The organism is Pseudonocardia abyssalis (genome assembly GCF_019263705.2).
In the GTDB taxonomy this organism is placed as follows: Bacteria; Actinomycetota; Actinomycetes; order Mycobacteriales; family Pseudonocardiaceae; genus Pseudonocardia; species Pseudonocardia abyssalis.
This window is the reverse complement of the sequence record NZ_JADQDK010000001.1, coordinates 3,173,834-3,191,068: the sequence shown is the minus strand read 5'-3', so window position 1 is coordinate 3,191,068 and position 17,235 is coordinate 3,173,834. Positions and strand designations below refer to the sequence as shown.

Annotated in this window: 19 protein-coding genes; 15 read left to right on the top strand and 4 right to left on the bottom strand. The window is 72.5% G+C overall.

Annotation, left to right across the window (positions count from 1 at the left end; all coding sequences use genetic code 11):
* Nucleotides 1-320: 320 nt before the first annotated feature.
* On the top strand, nt 321-1,034 hold the full coding sequence (locus I4I81_RS15495) for an IucA/IucC family C-terminal-domain containing protein (protein WP_218616129.1): 714 nt from the start codon (nt 321-323) through the stop codon (nt 1,032-1,034).
* On the opposite strand, the gene I4I81_RS15490 is transcribed toward I4I81_RS15495, so the two are convergent.
* From I4I81_RS15490 to I4I81_RS15480, 3 genes are read right to left on the bottom strand one after another with little or no spacing between them, the layout of a single operon-like run.
* Nucleotides 1,031-1,399 (bottom strand): Asp23/Gls24 family envelope stress response protein, encoded by a 369-nt coding sequence (locus I4I81_RS15490; protein WP_218604353.1) that lies wholly within the window; start codon nt 1,397-1,399, stop codon nt 1,031-1,033. The genes I4I81_RS15495 and I4I81_RS15490 overlap by 4 nt on opposite strands.
* Nucleotides 1,393-1,971: an Asp23/Gls24 family envelope stress response protein gene (locus I4I81_RS15485; RefSeq protein WP_218604352.1), complete on the bottom strand. Its 579-nt coding sequence runs from the start codon at nt 1,969-1,971 to the stop codon at nt 1,393-1,395. Before I4I81_RS15485 ends, I4I81_RS15490 begins: the two co-directional genes overlap by 7 nt.
* Nucleotides 1,962-2,561 carry an RNA polymerase sigma factor gene (locus tag I4I81_RS15480; RefSeq protein WP_226363388.1) on the bottom strand — a complete coding sequence of 200 codons (600 nt, stop codon included), beginning with the start codon at nt 2,559-2,561 and terminating at the stop codon, nt 1,962-1,964. The genes I4I81_RS15485 and I4I81_RS15480 overlap by 10 nt, the downstream gene beginning before the upstream one ends.
* Nucleotides 2,562-2,706: 145 nt before the next feature.
* Between I4I81_RS15480 and I4I81_RS15475 the strand changes: the two genes are divergently transcribed.
* From I4I81_RS15475 to I4I81_RS15435, 9 genes are all read left to right on the top strand, one after another.
* The gene (locus tag I4I81_RS15475) at nt 2,707-2,910 is read left to right on the top strand and encodes a CsbD family protein (RefSeq protein ID WP_218604350.1); all 204 of its coding nucleotides are present in this window, start codon (nt 2,707-2,709) and stop codon (nt 2,908-2,910) included.
* 92 nt (nt 2,911-3,002) lie between these two features.
* The gene (locus I4I81_RS15470; protein WP_218616127.1) at nt 3,003-3,326 is read left to right on the top strand and encodes a hypothetical protein; all 324 of its coding nucleotides are present in this window, start codon (nt 3,003-3,005) and stop codon (nt 3,324-3,326) included.
* 130 nt (nt 3,327-3,456) lie between these two features.
* On the top strand, nt 3,457-4,938 hold the full coding sequence (gene tig / locus I4I81_RS15465) for a trigger factor (protein WP_218605108.1): 1,482 nt from the start codon (nt 3,457-3,459) through the stop codon (nt 4,936-4,938).
* Between the two features lie 168 nt (nt 4,939-5,106).
* Nucleotides 5,107-5,745: an ATP-dependent Clp protease proteolytic subunit gene (locus I4I81_RS15460; RefSeq protein ID WP_218605109.1), complete on the top strand. Its 639-nt coding sequence runs from the start codon at nt 5,107-5,109 to the stop codon at nt 5,743-5,745.
* The gene (locus tag I4I81_RS15455) at nt 5,742-6,383 is read left to right on the top strand and encodes an ATP-dependent Clp protease proteolytic subunit (RefSeq protein WP_275967468.1); all 642 of its coding nucleotides are present in this window, start codon (nt 5,742-5,744) and stop codon (nt 6,381-6,383) included. Before I4I81_RS15460 ends, I4I81_RS15455 begins: the two co-directional genes overlap by 4 nt.
* 177 nt (nt 6,384-6,560) lie before the next feature.
* The gene (gene clpX, locus I4I81_RS15450) at nt 6,561-7,844 is read left to right on the top strand and encodes an ATP-dependent Clp protease ATP-binding subunit ClpX (RefSeq protein WP_218605110.1); all 1,284 of its coding nucleotides are present in this window, start codon (nt 6,561-6,563) and stop codon (nt 7,842-7,844) included.
* A 130-nt stretch (nt 7,845-7,974) separates the two neighbouring features.
* A complete protein-coding gene (locus tag I4I81_RS15445) occupies nt 7,975-9,372 on the top strand; it encodes an OFA family MFS transporter (RefSeq protein WP_218605111.1) in 1,398 nt (465 codons plus the stop codon).
* The gene (locus I4I81_RS15440) at nt 9,369-9,509 is read left to right on the top strand and encodes an MFS transporter small subunit (RefSeq protein WP_218605112.1); all 141 of its coding nucleotides are present in this window, start codon (nt 9,369-9,371) and stop codon (nt 9,507-9,509) included. The genes I4I81_RS15445 and I4I81_RS15440 overlap by 4 nt, the downstream gene beginning before the upstream one ends.
* 15 nt (nt 9,510-9,524) lie before the next feature.
* The gene (locus I4I81_RS15435) at nt 9,525-9,797 is read left to right on the top strand and encodes a DUF6457 domain-containing protein (protein ID WP_218605113.1); all 273 of its coding nucleotides are present in this window, start codon (nt 9,525-9,527) and stop codon (nt 9,795-9,797) included.
* 3 nt (nt 9,798-9,800) lie between these two features.
* On the opposite strand, the gene I4I81_RS15430 is transcribed toward I4I81_RS15435, so the two are convergent.
* Nucleotides 9,801-10,223 (bottom strand): PPOX class F420-dependent oxidoreductase, encoded by a 423-nt coding sequence (locus I4I81_RS15430; protein ID WP_218616126.1) that lies wholly within the window; start codon nt 10,221-10,223, stop codon nt 9,801-9,803.
* A gap of 288 nt (nt 10,224-10,511) precedes the next feature.
* Between I4I81_RS15430 and I4I81_RS15425 the strand changes: the two genes are divergently transcribed.
* The 5 genes from I4I81_RS15425 to I4I81_RS15405 all read left to right on the top strand — a co-directional run bounded on the left by I4I81_RS15425 (nt 10,512) and on the right by I4I81_RS15405 (nt 17,206).
* Nucleotides 10,512-11,756 (top strand): Cmx/CmrA family chloramphenicol efflux MFS transporter, encoded by a 1,245-nt coding sequence (locus I4I81_RS15425; protein ID WP_226363387.1) that lies wholly within the window; start codon nt 10,512-10,514, stop codon nt 11,754-11,756.
* Between the two features lie 229 nt (nt 11,757-11,985).
* Nucleotides 11,986-12,723: a hypothetical protein gene (locus I4I81_RS15420; protein ID WP_218603726.1), complete on the top strand. Its 738-nt coding sequence runs from the start codon at nt 11,986-11,988 to the stop codon at nt 12,721-12,723.
* Nucleotides 12,724-12,759: 36 nt separating this feature from the next.
* Complete coding sequence (locus tag I4I81_RS15415) at nt 12,760-15,375, top strand: valine--tRNA ligase (RefSeq protein WP_218603725.1); 2,616 nt, start codon at nt 12,760-12,762, stop codon at nt 15,373-15,375.
* Nucleotides 15,372-16,832: a bifunctional folylpolyglutamate synthase/dihydrofolate synthase gene (locus I4I81_RS15410; RefSeq protein WP_218603724.1), complete on the top strand. Its 1,461-nt coding sequence runs from the start codon at nt 15,372-15,374 to the stop codon at nt 16,830-16,832. The genes I4I81_RS15415 and I4I81_RS15410 overlap by 4 nt, the downstream gene beginning before the upstream one ends.
* Nucleotides 16,829-17,206, top strand: coding sequence for a DUF4233 domain-containing protein (locus tag I4I81_RS15405; RefSeq protein WP_226363386.1), 378 nt, complete (start codon nt 16,829-16,831; stop codon nt 17,204-17,206). The genes I4I81_RS15410 and I4I81_RS15405 overlap by 4 nt, the downstream gene beginning before the upstream one ends.
* The last annotated feature ends 29 nt before the right edge of the window (nt 17,207-17,235 follow it).

Sequence of the window (17,235 nt, the reverse complement as noted above, 5' to 3'; positions counted from 1 at the left end):
GGACGCGGGTTCTGGTCCGAACGGGTGTTTCTGGGTGCGCCGAAAGTGGGTCGTGGTGGTACCCGGTGCCGGCACGACGACCGGACACCTGTGGGGGAGTCGGCCGGGACGTCTCGTTGCGCGCAGGCACGCGGCGATGGGTGCGCTTGCGCGCCGAACAGCGTCGCACGCCATGCCGACAGTTCGCCAGTGCTGCGGACGTGAGCACGGTGACCAGCGCCGGGACCGCCGACGGCGGGTCCGGGGCGGTACCGTGTCGGTCCCCGGCGCAGGGCCTGCTCCGGGTGCACGGCGACACCCGTCCGGGGGACACTGGCCTGGTGGTGACCGACGTGCGGGCCGTGCTGGCGGACGTGGGACGGCTGAGCCCGTTCTTCCTCGTCGGGACCGACCCGGCCGCCGCTGCGGAACCCGGGTGGCGGCCGCTGCGCGATCTCTACACCGACCCGCGGCCCCTGCGTGACCGGATCGCGCACGTCCGGCGCGCTCTCGACAGCGACGACCGGGTCGCGGCGTCGATCACGTTCCAGGGGCTCGCCGCGCTGGTCCTGTCGCCGTCGCTGGCCGCCGTGGCGGTGCATGGCGTGCTCCCCCACCTGGGTCCCGACGTCCTGCACTGGAGGCCGGCGGAGGCCGGGCCGTGGGCCCTGTGGTGCCCGGACCCCTCGGGCGAGGTCGTGGCGGACGGCGCCGACGCGTTGGCCGGGGCCCTGTTCGACGGGCACCTCGGGCCGCTGATCGCGGCGGTGCGGGCGCAGGTGCCGATCTCGGAGCGGCTGCTGTGGGGGAGCGTCGCGTCGTCGGTGGCCGCGGGGAAGCGGCTGATCGGGGTGGAACGGCCGGAGATCGCCGACCGGGCGGCCCGGATCGCCGAACGCCTGCTGGACACCGGGCCGCTGGCCGGCACCGGTGAGCGGCGCGCCCCGACCGGGCCCGACCACGGATGGTCGTTCCGCCGCCGGTCCTGCTGCCTGTTCTACCGCGTACGCGACGGGGGGCTGTGCGGCGACTGCGTGCTGAACAGGGACCGCTAGTCGAGCAGCACCTCGGCGACGACGACGCGCACCACCGCGTCGAGGCCGGTGTACGCGGCCACCTCGGCGGCCACCTCGCGCTGCACGGCCTGCGCCACGTCGCGGCAGTTGTGGCCGAGCCGGGTGGCGAGGGTGATCGTGATCTCGGCGGTGTGGTCCTGCACCGCGGCGTGCACGCCGTCGGCGGGTAGTGCCCCGGTGTCCCGGTCGGGGTGCAGGACGGAGTCGGCGAGGCCGAGCAGGGCCTGGGTGAGATCGGCGCGCAGGGCGACGACGCCGGGGACCCGGCGGGCGCGGTGCGCCGCCACCCGCGCGACGACCGCGTCGCCCACCCGCACCCGGACCTTCGGGGTCCCGGTCACCATTCGCCCCCGAACACGTCCACGACCTCGATGTCGACGCGCCGCACCGGCACGCCCAGCGCCTGCTCGCCCGCCGCGGCGACCATCTGCCGCACGCGGGCGGTCACCGACGCGAGGTCGACGCCGAACCGGGCGGTGACGGTGATCCGCACGTCGGCGGCGTGCCCCGGCTCGCCCGAGAACGTGTCGGTGACCTGCTCGATCCGGCAGCTGCGCGCCCGCACCCCCGACATGGCGTCGACGGTGTGCCGCAGCACCGACGCCGCGGCGGCGCGCGAGAGCCGTGCCGGGCCGTGGGGGGAGGGCAGGGTGAGGACGTCGTGCGGGCGCAGTTCGGTGCGGACGGCGACCATCACCCGGTCCAGCACCGACGGCGGCGGCTCCGGCTGCTCCTGCGCCATGCGGTGCACCAGCGCGCCGAGGCCGCGGGCGTCGGCGGCGGCCGCGGTGCAGTGCGGGCAGTCGCGCTCGTGGGCGTCTGCGGGCTCGCCCGCGGCGGCGCGGTCCCAGACCGCCGAGGCGTCGCGTCCGCAGGCCAGGCGCCCGTCGGGATCGGGTGCGGGGGTCAGCGCCATGACCGCATCGCCCCCGCCAGCTTCGTGCGGGCCCGGTGGATCCGGCCGCGCACGGCGTCCTCGGTGGCCCCGGTGATCTCGGCGATCTCGGTGTAGCCCTGGCCCTCCATCTCCCGCAGCACCCAGCAGACGCGCAGGTCGTCGGGGAGGGCGGCGATGGCCCGGTGCAGCGCGGCCATCCCGGCGTCGCGCTCGGCGGCGCGTTCGGGCGAGTCGTGCGCCGGGGCCGGCGCCTCGACCTCCTCGACCGGGATCGGGCGGCGCTTGCGCAGCATGCCCAGGCAGCGGTTGGTGACGATGCGGTACATCCACGTCGAGAACGCCGACTCGCCGCGGAACCGGCCGATCCGCCGCCACGCGTCGAGCAGCGCCTCCTGCAGCGCGTCCTCGGCCTCGGCCGGGTCGCCCATCACGCGCACCGCGAGCCGGTAGAGCGCGTCCTGGTGGCGACGGGCCAGCGTCTCGAACGCCCGCGCGTCGCCCTCCTGGGCACGCACGACGAGCGTCTGCTCGTCGAGCACGTCGAGCTCGTCGAGCACCGGCGCCTCCCTGACCGGGGGAGCGGCGACGGCGAGGTCGGCCCGGGTCACCTGCACCGCACTCCGATCCCGTGGACATGTGACGCGCCTCACCGTGAGGACGGTGGCCGGCGCGGTGTCTCACCACCAGTGGGACACGGTAGCCGCCCCCGACCCGGTCGGCGCGCGACGTCCCCCGACGGAAGAGGGAAACGCGATGAGCTTCATCGACAAGGCCAAGCACAAGGCCGAAGAGGTCGTCGGCGAGGTCAAGGAGAAGGTCGGCGAGCTGACCGGCAACGAGAAGCTCCAGGCCGAGGGCCGGAAGGACCAGCTCAGCGGCAACGTGAAGCAGACCGGTGACTCCGTCAAGGACGCCGCGTCGAACCTGGGCGACACGCTCAGGGGCGACAAGAGCTGAGCCGCGACGGTACGGAGGACGGCCCGCCGCTGTACGCGGTGGGCCGTCCTCCGACATGCCCGGAAGGGTCCGGTCCGGACTATCGTGACGACGTGACCCGCCCGCCCGATCCCGTCGCCGCGACGGCCCGCGCCGTGGCCGCGGCCGTGGCCGCCCACCCCGGTGTCGCCCGCCTCGACGGCGGCCCCTGGGGCACTGTCACCTCGCACCTCCCCGGACGCGCGCGCGTCGACGGCGTCCGGCTCGGCGTCGGCGCCGAGTCCGTCGAGATCGCCGTCGTCGCCCGCCTGGGCGTCCCGCTGCCGCAGTTGGCCGACGAGCTGGCCGCCGCCGTGCGCGGGGTGCTGGGCCCGGTGCCGGTCGACGTCACGTTCTCCGACGTCGTGCCCGCACTCGCCGCCGCCCCCGCCCTGTAGCGGCCGGGCGAACGGCCGGAGGCCCTCTCACCTAGACTCGCTCGGAATGCCGTCGGCACGGCGTCGTACGTGCCGCAATCGCGTCTGTGTTCCGCAGAATGAGGAGTATCCCCACCGTGAAGAGCCGATCGTGAAGAGCACCGTTGAGCGCCTGAGCCCGACGCGGGTCCGGATCGCCGTCGAGGTGCCCTTCGACGAGCTCAAGCCGGACTTCGACCGTGCGTACAAGAAGATCGCGCAGCAGGTCTCCGTACCCGGGTTCCGCAAGGGCAAGGTCCCCGCGCGGATCATCGAGGCGCGCCTCGGCCGGGGTGTCGTCCTCGACGAGGTCGTCAACGCCGCCGTCCCGACCAAGTACTCCGAGGCCGTCTCCGCGGCCGAGGAGAAGGTCACGCCCATCGGGCGCCCGGACATCGAGGTCACCGAGATCGCCGACGGCGAGCACCTCTCGTTCACCGCCGAGGTCGACGTCCGCCCCGAGCTGACGCTGCCCGAGCTCGACACCCTCACCGTCACCGTCGACGACGTCGAGGTCACCGACGCCGACGTCGACGAGCAGCTGGAGAACCTGCGCGCGCGCTTCGGCACGCTCGCGGGCGTCGACCGGGCCGCGGCCACCGACGACTTCGTGCTGATCGACCTGTCCGCCACCGTCGACGGCGTCGCCGTCGAGGAGGCCACCACCAGCGGGTTCTCCTACCAGGTGGGCCAGGGCGGCCTGATCGACGGCCTCGACGAGGCCGTGCAGGGCATGTCGGCCGACGACGAGAAGACCTTCACCACGAAGCTCGTGGCCGGCGAGTACGCCGACAAGGACGCCGAGGTCACCGTCAAGGTCACCGCGGTCAAGGAGCGCACGCTCCCCGACGCCGACGACGAGTTCGCGCAGCTGGCCAGCGAGTTCGACTCGCTCGACGAGCTCACCGCCGACCTGCGCGAGCGCATGGCCCGCGTCAAGCGCATGGAGCAGGTCTCCCAGGCCCGCGACAAGGTGCTCGACGCGCTGGTCGACGGCACCGAGGTGCCGCTGCCGGAGAGCATCGTCGCCGCCGAGGTCGAGTCCACCACGCACGACGCGATCCACGGCTTCGAGCACGACGAGGAGAAGTTCGCCGCGCAGCTCGAGAGCGACGGCAGCAGCCGCGAGCAGTTCGACGCGGAGACCCGCGAGGAGGCCGAGAAGTCGGTCCGCACCCGCCTCGTCCTCGACGCGCTCGCCGACGCCGAGCAGGTCAGTGTCAACGACCAGGAGCTCACCGAGCGCATCGTCTACCAGGCCCAGCAGTACCGGATGCCGCCCGAGGAGTTCGTGCGCCGCATCCAGGAGGCCGGTCAGCTCGGCGCGATCTACGCCGACGTGCGCCGCACCAAGGCCCTGATCGCCGCGGTCCGCGCGGCCACCGTCACCGACGCGTCCGGCGCCACGATCGACCTGTCCGACCTCCTCGGCGACGAGGACGACGGCATCGAGGTCACCGAGGTGCCCGGCGAGGTCGTCGAGACCGAGGACGCCGCCGAGGCCGACGCCGCCGAGGCCGACGCCGCCGAGGTCGAGGCCCCCGAGGCGGACGCCGCGGAGTCCACCGAGGACAAGGCATCCGGCAGCTCCTGAGCCGGGCAACACGCCCAGAGCGAACAACCGGTCCGAACGCGGCGGGCACGACGCCCGTCCGCGTAGGGTCGGCCAGGACGAACACGCGAGCTGAACAGCAGAAGGCAGGGTGAAGTGAGGACCCACGAAACCGGTTCGCGTACCGCGGACCGTCTCCTCGGAGCCGACATGCGACGCGGCGGAGCGCCGGCGTCGCTGACGCTGTCGGACTCGGTCTACGAGCGGTTGCTGCAGCAGCGGATCATCGTGCTCGGCCAGCAGGTCGACGACGACATCGCCAACCGCATCGCTGCGCAGATGTTGCTGCTCTCGGCGGAGGACCCCAACGCCGACATCCAGCTCTACATCAACTCGCCCGGCGGCTCGGTGTCGGCCGGGATGGCCATCTTCGACACCATGGAGTTCGTGCCCTGCGACGTCGCGACGTTCGCGATGGGGCTGGCGGCCTCGATGGGGCAGTTCCTGCTCTCGGCGGGTGCGCGGGGCAAGCGCTACGCCCTGCCGCACGCGCGGATCATGATGCACCAGCCGTCGTCCGGCGTGGGTGGTCAGGAGTCCGACATCGTGATCCAGGCGGAGCAGTCGCGGCTGCTCAAGCGCGAGCTCGCCGAGCTGATCGCCGAGCACACGGGTCAGACGGTCGAGAAGGTCACGGCCGACTCCGAGCGCGACCGGTGGTTCCGGGCCCCCGAGGCCAAGGAGTACGGCTTCGTCGACCACGTCATCGCGCGCGCCGGGCAGTTGCCCGACGGCAACGAGAGCATCGGCGTCGAGGCCGAGAGCAACGGCAACGGGAGCACGAAGTGACGATCAACAGCGGGAGCCAGTTCCACTCTCCGCAGAGCAGGTACGTCCTGCCCTCGTTCGTCGAGCGCACCAGCTACGGGGTCAAGGAGTCGAACCCGTACAACAAGCTGTTCGAGGAGCGCATCATCTTCCTCGGCGTGCAGATCGACGACGCGTCGGCCAACGACGTGATGGCGCAGCTGCTGTGCCTCGAGTCGGCCGACCCGGACCGTGAGATCAGCATGTACATCAACTCGCCCGGCGGGTCTTTCACGTCGTTGATGGCGATCTACGACACCATGCAGTTCATCCGCCCCGACATCCAGACGGTCTGCCTGGGGCAGGCCGCGTCGGCCGCGGCCGTCCTGCTCGCCGCCGGCACCCCGGGGCGTCGCCTCGCGGTGCAGAACGCACGGGTCCTGATCCACCAGCCCGCCACCGAGGGCACCTACGGCCAGGTCTCGGACCTCGAGATCCAGGCCGCGGAGATCTCGCGGGTGCGCAAGCTGATGGAGGCCACGCTCGCCAAGCACACCGGCAAGAGCGAGGAGCAGGTCCGCCTCGACGTCGAGCGGGACAAGATCCTCACGGCCGTCGAGGCCAAGGAGTACGGGATCGTCGACGAGATCATCCAGAGCCGCAAGCTCTCCGCCGCCTAGAACCGGGTCGGCTGCACCACCCGGTCGGTACCGGGTTCCTACGCCCGGTACCGACCGTCCGCCGACACGTCGCCGAATCGGAGCACCGTGGTGCTCCCCCGGGGACGGGTCGGGCGGGTACCGTCACGAGGGCGTGTCCGACCCAGGACGCGCCAGATGGGACTGGGGTCTGCACTCATGGCACGCATCGGTGATGGCGGTGACCTGCTCAAGTGCTCGTTCTGCGGCAAGAGCCAGAAGCAGGTCAAGAAACTGATCGCCGGACCTGGCGTCTACATCTGCGACGAGTGCATCGATCTCTGCAACGAGATCATCGAGGAAGAGCTGGCCGAGGCCGGTGAGGTGAAGCTCGACGAGCTGCCGAAGCCCGCCGAGATCCACGAGTTCCTCGACCAGTACGTGGTGGGTCAGAGCCGCACGAAGCGCACGCTCTCGGTGGCGGTCTACAACCACTACAAGCGCATCCAGGCCGGCGACAAGGGTCGCGGTCCCGACGGCGACGGCGTCGAGCTGTCGAAGTCCAACATCCTCATGCTCGGCCCCACGGGCTGCGGCAAGACCTACCTCGCGCAGACGCTCGCGAAGCTGCTGAACGTCCCGTTCGCCATCGCCGACGCCACCGCCCTCACCGAGGCCGGGTACGTCGGCGAGGACGTCGAGAACATCCTCCTGAAGCTGATCCAGGCGGCCGACTACGACGTCAAGCGCGCCGAGACCGGCATCATCTACATCGACGAGGTCGACAAGATCGCCCGCAAGAGCGAGAACCCGTCGATCACGCGCGACGTGTCCGGCGAGGGTGTGCAGCAGGCGCTGCTGAAGATCCTCGAGGGAACCACCGCGAGCGTCCCGCCGCAGGGCGGCCGCAAGCACCCGCACCAGGAGTTCATCCAGATCGACACGACGAACGTGCTGTTCATCGTGGCCGGTGCCTTCGCGGGCCTGGAGAAGATCATCGGTGACCGGGTCGGGCGTCGCGGTCTGGGCTTCGGTGCGGAGATCCGCTCGAAGAACGACCTGGAGTCGGCCGAGAGCTTCGGCGACACCATGCCCGAGGACCTCATCAAGTTCGGCCTCATCCCCGAGTTCATCGGCCGCCTGCCGGTCGTCGCCTCGGTGACGTCGCTCGACAAGGAGGCCCTGGTCAAGATCCTGACCGAGCCCCGCAACGCGCTCGTGAAGCAGTACTACAAGCTGTTCGAGATGGACGGCGTGGAGCTCGAGTTCACCGACGACGCGCTGGAGGCGGTGGCCGACCAGGCCATCCTGCGCGGCACCGGGGCCCGCGGGCTGCGCGCGATCATGGAGGAGGTCCTCCTCCCCGTGATGTACGACATCCCGAGCCGCGACGACGTCGCCAAGGTCGTCGTCACCGAGCAGACGGTACGCAGCAACGTCAACCCGACGATCGTGCCGCGTACCCCGGCCCGTCGCGAGCCCCGCCGCGACCGCTCGGCGTAACCGCCCGACTGCACCGCGCGACACGCCGGTCCCGGATCAATCGGGGCCGGCGTTCTGCGGTTGCGGCGCCCGGTGCCCCGACTTACGTTCACCCCCGGTTCAGCGGTGACGCATGACTAAGGGGCAGACGATGGCAGCGGGGTTCCTGCAACGCGAACGGATCGTCGCTCCGCCGGGATGGAGCCGCTGGCTCGTCCCGCCGGCCGCGCTGTCGATCCACCTGGCGATCGGCCAGGCCTACGCCTGGAGCGTGTTCAAGACGCCGCTGGCCGACACGATCCTGGCCGGCAACCCGAGCGCGGGCGTGCTCAGCGCGTTGCCGTTCACCCTCGGCATCATCATGCTGGGGCTCTCGGCCGCGCTGTTCGGCACCAAGGTCGATGCGAACGGGCCGCGCTGGGCGATGGTCGTCGCCTCCTCGTGCTTCGTCGCCGGGTTCCTGATCTCCGCGCTCGGCATGTACCTCGGCCAGTTCTGGCTGGTCGTCGTCGGGTACGGGTTCGTCGGCGGCATCGGCCTGGGCGTCGGCTACATCTCGCCCGTGTCCACGCTGATCAAGTGGTTCCCGGACCGGCCGGGCCTGTCCACCGGTATCGCGATCATGGGCTTCGGTGGCGGCGCGCTCATCGCGACCCCGCTGACGACCTCGCTGCTCGGCGCGTTCGGCGGCTCCGGCGACGGTGCGCAGGCCGGCGGCGTCGGCCGGACGTTCCTCGTGATGGGCCTGATCTACGCGGTGTTCATGTCCGTCGGCTGGCTGCTGATCCGCGTGCCCGCACCGGACTGGAAGCCCGCGGGCTGGGAGCCGTCGAAGCAGAAGACCGGCTCGCTGATCAGCACCGCCAACGTGTCGGCGGCCAACGCGATCAAGACGCCGCAGTTCTGGCTGCTCTGGGTCGTGCTGTGCTTCAACGTCACCGCGGGCATCGGCATCCTGGAGCGCGCCTCGCCGATCTTCCAGGACTTCTTCCGCGACTCCAGCCCGGCCGAGACGATCGCCGCGTCGGCGGCCGGGTTCGTCGCGATCCTGTCGCTGGCCAACGCGCTCGGCCGGATCCTGTGGTCCTCGCTGTCGGACGTGCTGGGCCGCAAGAACATGTACCGGATCTACCTGGGCGTCGGCGCGCTCCTGTACCTGCTGATCACGCTGACAACCAACTCGAACCGCGTCGTCTTCCTGATCAGCGCGCTGTTCATCCTGTCCTTCTACGGCGCCGGGTTCGCCACCGTGCCCGCCTACCTGCGCGACCTCTTCGGTACCTACCAGGTCGGTGCGATCCACGGCCGGCTGCTCACCGCGTGGTCCACGGCGGGCGTGCTCGGACCGGTGATCGTCAACGCGATCGCCGACGCGCAGATCGCCGCGGGCGTCGAGGGTCCGGGGCGGTACACGCTGGCTTTCTCGATCATGATCGGGCTGCTGGTGATCGCGTTCGTCTGCAACGAGCTGATCAAGCCGGTCGACCCGAAGCACCACGAACCCGCAGCCGACGACAAGGCCACCACCACGGCAGGAGCGCAGGCATGACGACCCTCGGCAGGGCGGGCAGCCGCAGCCCGCTGTTCTACGTCCTGATCGTCCTGGCCTGGCTGTGGGTGGTGGTGCCGTTCGCGTACGGCCTGTTCCAGCTGATCGTCAAGATCCCGGCGCTGTTCGCCGGGTGAGCTACGGTCGGCGTCGTGACTGGAAGCCCTGATGCGAACGCCCTGTCCGAGTGGGTCACCGCGGTGTCGCGGGAGCTGGGTCTGGAGGGCGTGGTCGACTCCGTCGGGATCGTCGACATGGTTCTCGACCTGACGGCCGACGTCGCCCACGGCGTCAGCCGTCCCGGGGCCCCGGTCACCGCCTTCCTGATCGGGGTGGCGGCGGGCCGGGCCGAGGACCCGGCGGCCGCGGCCCGCGACCACGCCGCGCGGATCTCCGAGCTGGCCGCGGGCTGGGGGAAGGCCTGACGGTCAGGCCGTCATGTCCAGCTGGGCGATGACCTTCGTCGGGACCAGGCGCACGAGGAGCTCGCCGGGTACGCCGTTGCGCCTCCCGAACTCCTCGGCGCGATCCTCGCCCATGTAGCGCGCGCCGAGCGCGGTGGCGGAGCGCAGCAGCTCCGCAGGGTCCTCCGAGGTGTGCGCGACGCCCTGGACCTGCACGAACCCGAACGGCGGGTCCTCGGAGTCGACGCAGATCACCAGCCGCGGGTCGCGCGCGATCGCCCGCCCCTTCGCCGTCGTCGCTCCGGTGTTGAACAGCAGGTCGTCGCCCTCGACGAGGAACCAGATCGGGGCGACCAGCGGGCGGCCGTCGGCGGCGACGTAGCCGAGCTTGCCGGTGCGGGTGCCGGACGAGAGGAACGCGCGGATCTCCGGGGTCAAATCGCTCATGTCGCGAGCCTAGGGTCCGCCGCCAGCTCCCGGACCCGGGCCGTCCCGCCCGCCGCCCACCACACGAGCCCCCACTGCGCGGCCGACGGCGCACCGCCGCACGTGCACCGCAGCACCACCGAGCTGTTCCCGATGACCGGAGCGTCGCACCGCGCAGCGAGATCGCCCCGGCCCAGGAGCGCTACGACAACCCCTACGCCGACAACCCCTACGTTGACAGCCCGGCCTGGCGGGCGGCCCGGGGGAATGACCGCGCCGGCCCGGGTGCTGCACCCCTACGTGCCCGACGTGACGACCACCCGGTCCCGGATACCCGTCGTCGTCCCGGTACTCGCACTGGCGATCTTCGCGCTCGGCACCAGCGAGTTCATGATCGCCGGGCTGCTGCCGGAGCTGGCCGCGGACCTGGCGGTGACGATCCCGCAGGCCGGCTACCTGATCTCGGCGTTCGCGGTCGGCATGATCGTCGGGGCGCCGGTGATGGCGGTGCTGACGCTGCACCTGCCCTGGCGGGTCACGCTCGTCGGGGCGCTGGCGGTGTTCGTCGCCGGGCACGTGATCGGGGCGCTCGCGCAGGACTACACAGTCATGCTGGTCGCCCGGGTCGGCACCGCCGTCGCGACCGGGGCGTTCTGGGCGGTGGCCGCCGTCGTCACCGTCACCTCGGTGCCGGCGGGCGCGCGCACCCGCGCGCTGTCTGTGCTGCTCGCCGGGCTCACCGTCGCGGCCGTCGCCGGGGTTCCGCTGGGCACGCTCGTCGGGCAGGCGTTCGGCTGGCGGTCGGCGTTCTGGTCGGTCGCCGGGCTCGCGCTGCTCGGCGTCGCCGGCGTGCTCGCCACCGTGGGGGAGCGCCCCGTCGGGATGCCCGCGCCGCGCCTGGCGGACGAGGTCGTCGCGTTCCGGCGCGGCCGGCTGTGGCTCGCGCTGACGACCACGGCGTTCTACCAGACCTCGGTGATCGCGACGTTCGGCTACATCGCCCCGCTGCTGACCGAGGTCACCGGTCTCGCATCCGGGTGGGTGCCCGCGGTGCTGTTCGCCTACGGCGTCGGCGGGCTCGTCGGGGTGCTGGTCGGCGGGCGGCTCGGCGACGCGCACCCCTGGTCGACGCTGTTCGGCGCCCTGGCCGCCGCCGGTGTGCTGCTCGCCGTGGTGGCGGTGGCCGCCGCCGTGCCGGTGGTCGTCGTGTCGGCGGTGCTGCTGCTCGGGCTGGTCGCGTTCGTCGCCGCCGCACCGCTGAACGGGCGCGTGTTCGCCCTCGCCGGGAGCGCGCCGACGTTGGCGAGCGCGGCGAACACGGCGGCGTTCAACGTCGGCAACACGCTCGGCCCGCTGTTCGGCGGCCTCCTCATCGCGGCCGGGCTCGGCTACACCGCGCCCGCGTGGCTCGGGGTCGGCCTCGCTGCGGTCGCCGTGGGTCTCGGGGCGGTGTCGTGGTCGCTGGACCGGCGATCGCTGTGGCGGGCCGGGTCGGTACCCGAGCCGGCGGAGCCACCGGGGCCGCTGCTGCCCGGCGGCGAGATCGAGCCATGATCACCGTATCGGCGCGTTCCCGGCCGGACACACGCCCGACCGGTGATCATGGACGGGGCCGTCGGGGGTCGCTCCCGGTCGGGCCGAGGCGGCGGTCACGGTGCGCAGAAGGTCCGTGTACGGGCCGTGGTGGTCAGGTCGGCGGCGCGGCACCGATCCGGGACGCGCGCGCGTCGCCCGCTCGGTCGTTAGGCTTGCACCGCAGTAGCTGTGTCGGAGGGAGACGGGCATGCGCACGGTCAGCGGGATCGCCCGTCGGATCCAGGTGCTGGGGCGCTCGTTGCGGCCCGCGGTGGTGCCCGTGGCGGCGGTGCGACCGCTCGCGGCGGGCCGCAACCCGCTGCTGTCGGACCGCCTCGGCGACCAGCGCCGCGCCGGTGTCGTCCTCGACCAGATGGACGGCACCACCTGCGGCAGCGCGGTCCTCGTCGCGCTCGCGGCGTGGGCCGACCCGGACGAGATGCGCCGGCTCGACGGGCCGGCGGGTGTTCCCGACGGCCGCGCGGCGGTGGGGGAGCGCGGGACGGCCCCCGCGCCCGCGGTGAGCCCGGGGTTCTCCGCGCGCTACGACGCACGGCAGAAGCAGGTGCACCGCGAGTCGGCCGGGTTGTGGCCGCGGGCGTTCGGCACCCCGCCGTGGGGGATCGTCCGCTGGCTGCGCCGCAACGTGCCCGCCGCCGGCCCGTACCGCGTCCGGCTCGTCGACGACCGGGACGCGCGCGACGTCGCCGACGTCGTCGAGGCCGTCGGTGTGGCCCTGCGTGCGGGGCGCCCGGTGCCGCTGCTGGTGGGCCCGGCGATCCCGCGGCACTACGTCATGGCCATCGGCCTGCAGGACGGCGACTGGAAGGTCTACGAACCCACCAGCGGCCAGATCCGCGCGCTGGACCCGGCCCGCATCGGGGCCCGGACCCTGGGCCGCACCCTCGGCTTCGACCGCCTGCACGCCGCCTTCCTGCCCTCCTGAACAAGCCGGTCGACGGCGGCTCGTAGACTTGGTGGGGTGACCGACACCCTCCCCCCGCGCACGGCCGACCTCCCCGCCCAGTGGAACCCGGGCGAGGTAGAGGGCGGCATGTACCAGGGCTGGGTCGACGCCGGGTACTTCACCGCCGACGCGGAGAGCGACAAGCCGCCGTTCTGCATCGTCATCCCGCCGCCCAACGTCACCGGCAGCCTGCACATCGGGCACGCGTTCGAGCACACGCTGATCGACATCCTGGTCCGCCGCCGCCGCATGCAGGGCTACGAGACGCTGTGGCTGCCCGGCATGGACCACGCCTCGATCGCCGTGCACGCGCTGGTGGAGAAGGCGCTCGCCGCCGAGGGCACGAGCCGTCGCGAGCTCGGCCGGGAGGCGTTCATCGAGCGCACCTGGGACTGGAAGGCCGAGCACGGCGGCGCGATCCTCGCCCAGATGCGCCGCCTCGGCGACAGCGTCGACTGGAGCCGCGAGCGCTTCACGATGGACAAGCGCTCCAACCGCGCGGTCCTCACGATCTTCAAGCGCCTCTTCGACGAGGGCCTGATCTACCGCGCGGAGCGGCTCGTCAACTGGTCCCCGGAGATGCGCAGCGTGCTCTCCGACGTGGAGGTCGAGCACCGCGAGGTCGAGGGCGAGCTCGTCTCCATGCGCTACGGCGACGGCGACGACGCGATCGTCGTCGCCACCACCCGCGTCGAGACGATGCTGGGCGACACGGCCGTCGCCGTGCACCCCGACGACGAGCGCTACGCCCACCTCGTCGGCACCGAGATCGAGCTGCCGCTGGTCGGGCGCATGATCCGGATCGTCGCCGACGAGCACGTCGACCCGGAGTTCGGGACGGGTGCGGTCAAGGTGACCCCGGCCCACGACCCCAACGACTTCGAGATCGGCCGCCGCCACGGCCTGCCGATGCCGACGATCATGGACGAGTCCGGGCGGATCGCGGGCACGGGCACCGAGTTCGACGGCATGGACCGGTTCGAGGCCAGGGTGAAGGTCCGCGAGGCGCTGGCCGCGCAGGGCCGGATCGTCGCGGAGAAGCGGCCCTACCTGCACAGCGTCGGGCACTCGAGCCGCGGCAACAAGGAGCCCATCGAGCCGCGCCTGTCGCTGCAGTGGTGGGTGAAGGTCGGGCCGCTCGCGCAGGTCGCGGGCGACGCCGTGCGCGACGGCTCCGTCGCGGTCCACCCGAAGGAGATGGAGGCCCGCTGGTTCGGCTGGGTCGACAACATGCACGACTGGTGCATCTCCCGGCAGCTGTGGTGGGGCCACCGCATCCCGGTCTGGTACGGCCCCGACGGCGAGGTCGTCTGCGTCGGCCCCGACGAGCAGCCGCCCGCCGGCTACACGCAGGACGAGGACGTCCTCGACACCTGGTTCTCGTCGGGCCTGTGGCCGTTCTCCACGCTGGGCTGGCCCGACGCGACGCCGGACCTGGAGAAGTTCTATCCGACGTCCGTGCTGGTCACGGGCTACGACATCCTCTTCTTCTGGGTCGCCCGGATGATGATGATGGGCCACTACGCGATGGGCGAGCGGCCCTTCGACACCATCGCCCTGCACGGCATGGTCCGCGACGCGCACGGCAAGAAGATGTCGAAGTCGGCAGGCAACACCGTCGACCCGGTGGCGTGGATGGACGCCTACGGCACCGACGCCGTGCGGTTCGCACTGGCCCGCGGGGCCAACCCGGGCACCGACATGCCGATCGGCGACGAGGCCGTCCTCGCCGCCCGCAGCTTCGGCACGAAGCTGTGGAACGCCACACGCCTGGCGATCGGCAACCACGCCTCGCCCGCGCTGCCGCTGCCCGCGGAGCCCACCGACGCCGACGCCTGGATCCTCGGGCGCCTGGCGCAGGTGCGTGACCAGGTCGACGCCCTGCTGGAGGACTTCCAGTTCGCCAAGGCCACCGAGGCGCTCTACCACTTCACGTGGGACGAGTTCTGCGCGTGGTACCTCGAGCTGGCCAAGCCGCAGCTCGCCGACGAGGCCACCGCCGACGGCACCCGTGCGGTCCTCGGCCACGTCCTCGACGCCCTGCTGCGCATGCTGCACCCGGTGATCCCGTTCATCACCGAGGCGCTGTGGCAGGGGCTCACGGGCGGCGAGTCCGTCGTCGTCGCCGACTGGCCGACCGACGCCGGCCGTCCCGTCGACGCCGGTGCGGCCGCCCGGATCGCGGCGCTGCAGAAGCTGGCCACCGAGGTGCGCCGTTTCCGCACCGAGCAGCGCGTGCCCGACGTGCGCCGCGTCGCCGCCCGCCTGGTCGGGCTCGACGAGGCCGGGCTCGGCGCGCACCGTGCTGCGCTCTCCTCGCTGGTCCGCCTCGACGCCCCCGCCGACGACTTCGCGGCCACCGCGACGCTGGAGGTCGCCCTCAGCGGTGGCACCGTCCACGTCGAGCTCGACACCTCGGGCGCCATCGACGTGGCCGCCGAACGCGCCCGGCTGGGCCGCGACCTCGCCGCCGCGCAGAAGGAGCTCGACGCCGCCGACAAGAAGCTCGGCAACCCGAAGTTCGTCGGGGGTGCGCCGGAGAAGGTCGTCGAGGGCATCCGGGCGCGGCGGGCCACCGCAGTCGCCGACATCGAGCGGGTCACCGCCCGGCTCGCGGCCCTCCCCTCGTGACGGGGCCCGAGGGTGACGGGGCGATCCCCGAGCCCGAGGACGCCGTCATCTCCCACGTCCTGGACGCGATCCGCGGCGGCGACACCCCGGACGTCATCCCGGCCACGTCGAGCGTGGCGAGCTTCGCGGAGTTCCTCGCCGTCGAGGCCGAGCTCGACCGGCGCTGGCCCGAGACCGTCATGGAGCCGTCGACGGAGCGGATCGCGGCGCTCGTCGACGTGCTGGGGGAGCCGCACCGGGGCTACCCGGTCGTGCACCTGACCGGCACCAACGGCAAGACGTCGACGGCCCGGATGGTCGACGCGCTGCTCACCGAGATCGGCCTGCGCACCGGTCGGTACACCAGCCCGCACCTGCAGCGGGCCACCGAGCGCATCAACATCGACAACCGGCCGGTCACGCCCGAGCGGTACGTGAGCGTCTACCGCGACGTCGAGCCGTTCCTGGACATCGTCGACGCGAAGTACGGCAAGCTCTCCAAGTTCGAGGTGCTCACCGCGATGGGGTTCGCCGCGTTCGCCGATGCGCCCGTCGAGGCCGGGATCGTCGAGGTCGGGCTGGGCGGCACGTGGGACGCCACCAACGTCGCCGACGCCACCGTCGCCGTGATCACGCCGATCGGGCTCGACCACGCCGAGTTCCTCGGCACCGACGTCCTGGGCATCGCCCGCGAGAAGGCCGGGATCATCAAGCCCGGGTCCGTCGCGGTGCTCGCCACGCAGGACAAGGACGTCGCGGCGGTGCTGCTGGAGCGCTGCGTCGAGGTCGACGCGCAGGTGGCCCGCGAGGGCGCGGAGTTCGGTGTGGCGGAGCGGGAGATCGCGGTCGGCGGGCAGCGGCTCGCGTTGCGCGGCCTGTCCGGCATGTACGACGACATCTTCCTGCCGCTGCACGGCGAGCACCAGGCGTCCAACGCCGCGCTCGCCCTCGCCGCCGCCGAGGCGCTGATCGGCGCCGGGCCGAAGCAGCCGCTGGATCCCGACGCCGTGCGGGCCGCGTTCGCCGGGGTGTCCTCGCCGGGGCGCCTGGAGCGGGTCGCGGCCGGTCAGGGCGTGCCCACGGTGCTCGTCGACGCCGCCCACAATCCGCACGGCGCCCGTGCGCTCGCCGCCGCGCTGATGAGCGAGTTCCGGTTCACCCGGCTCGTCGGCGTGCTCGGCGTCATGCGCGACAAGGACGCGCGCGGCATCCTCGCCGAGCTCGAACCGGTGCTGCACGAGGTCGTCGTCACGGCCAACTCCTCGTCGCGCGCGATGGACGCCGACGAGCTCGGAGCACTCGCCACCGAGGTGTTCGGGCCCGAGCGCGTGAGCGTCGAGCCGGTGCTGCGCACCGCGATCGAGCAGGCGGGGGAGCTGGCCGAGGAGGGTGGCGAGTCCGGGGTCGGAGTGATCGTCACCGGGTCGGTCGTCACCGCGGGGGAGACGCGCACGGTCTTCGGGAAGGAGCCGTCGTGACGGCTCCCGACCCCATGAAGGGGATCCGGGGGGTGTTCGCGGCCACCCTGGTCCTGGAGTCGATCGTGGTGCTGCTCGCGCTGCTCGTCCTGCCCAAGTTCGGGGGCGGGGCCACCCCGCTCGGGGTCGCGCTGATCGCCGCCGTGGCCGTCGCGATGATCGTCGCGTCCGGGCTGCAGCGGCGGCCGTTCGGGCTCGCCGTCGCCCTCGCGCTGCAGGTCGCGGTACTGCTCTGCGGCTTCCTGGTACCCGCGCTGGCGATCATGGGCATCGTGTTCGTGCTGGTCTGGGCGGGGCTGTTGTTCCTGCGCCGCGACGTCGCGCTGCGGATGGAGCGCGGCGAGCTGCCGAGCCAGCAGGTTCCCGAGTCGTAAGGGACATCCGGCCCGCTTCCGGGCAGGAT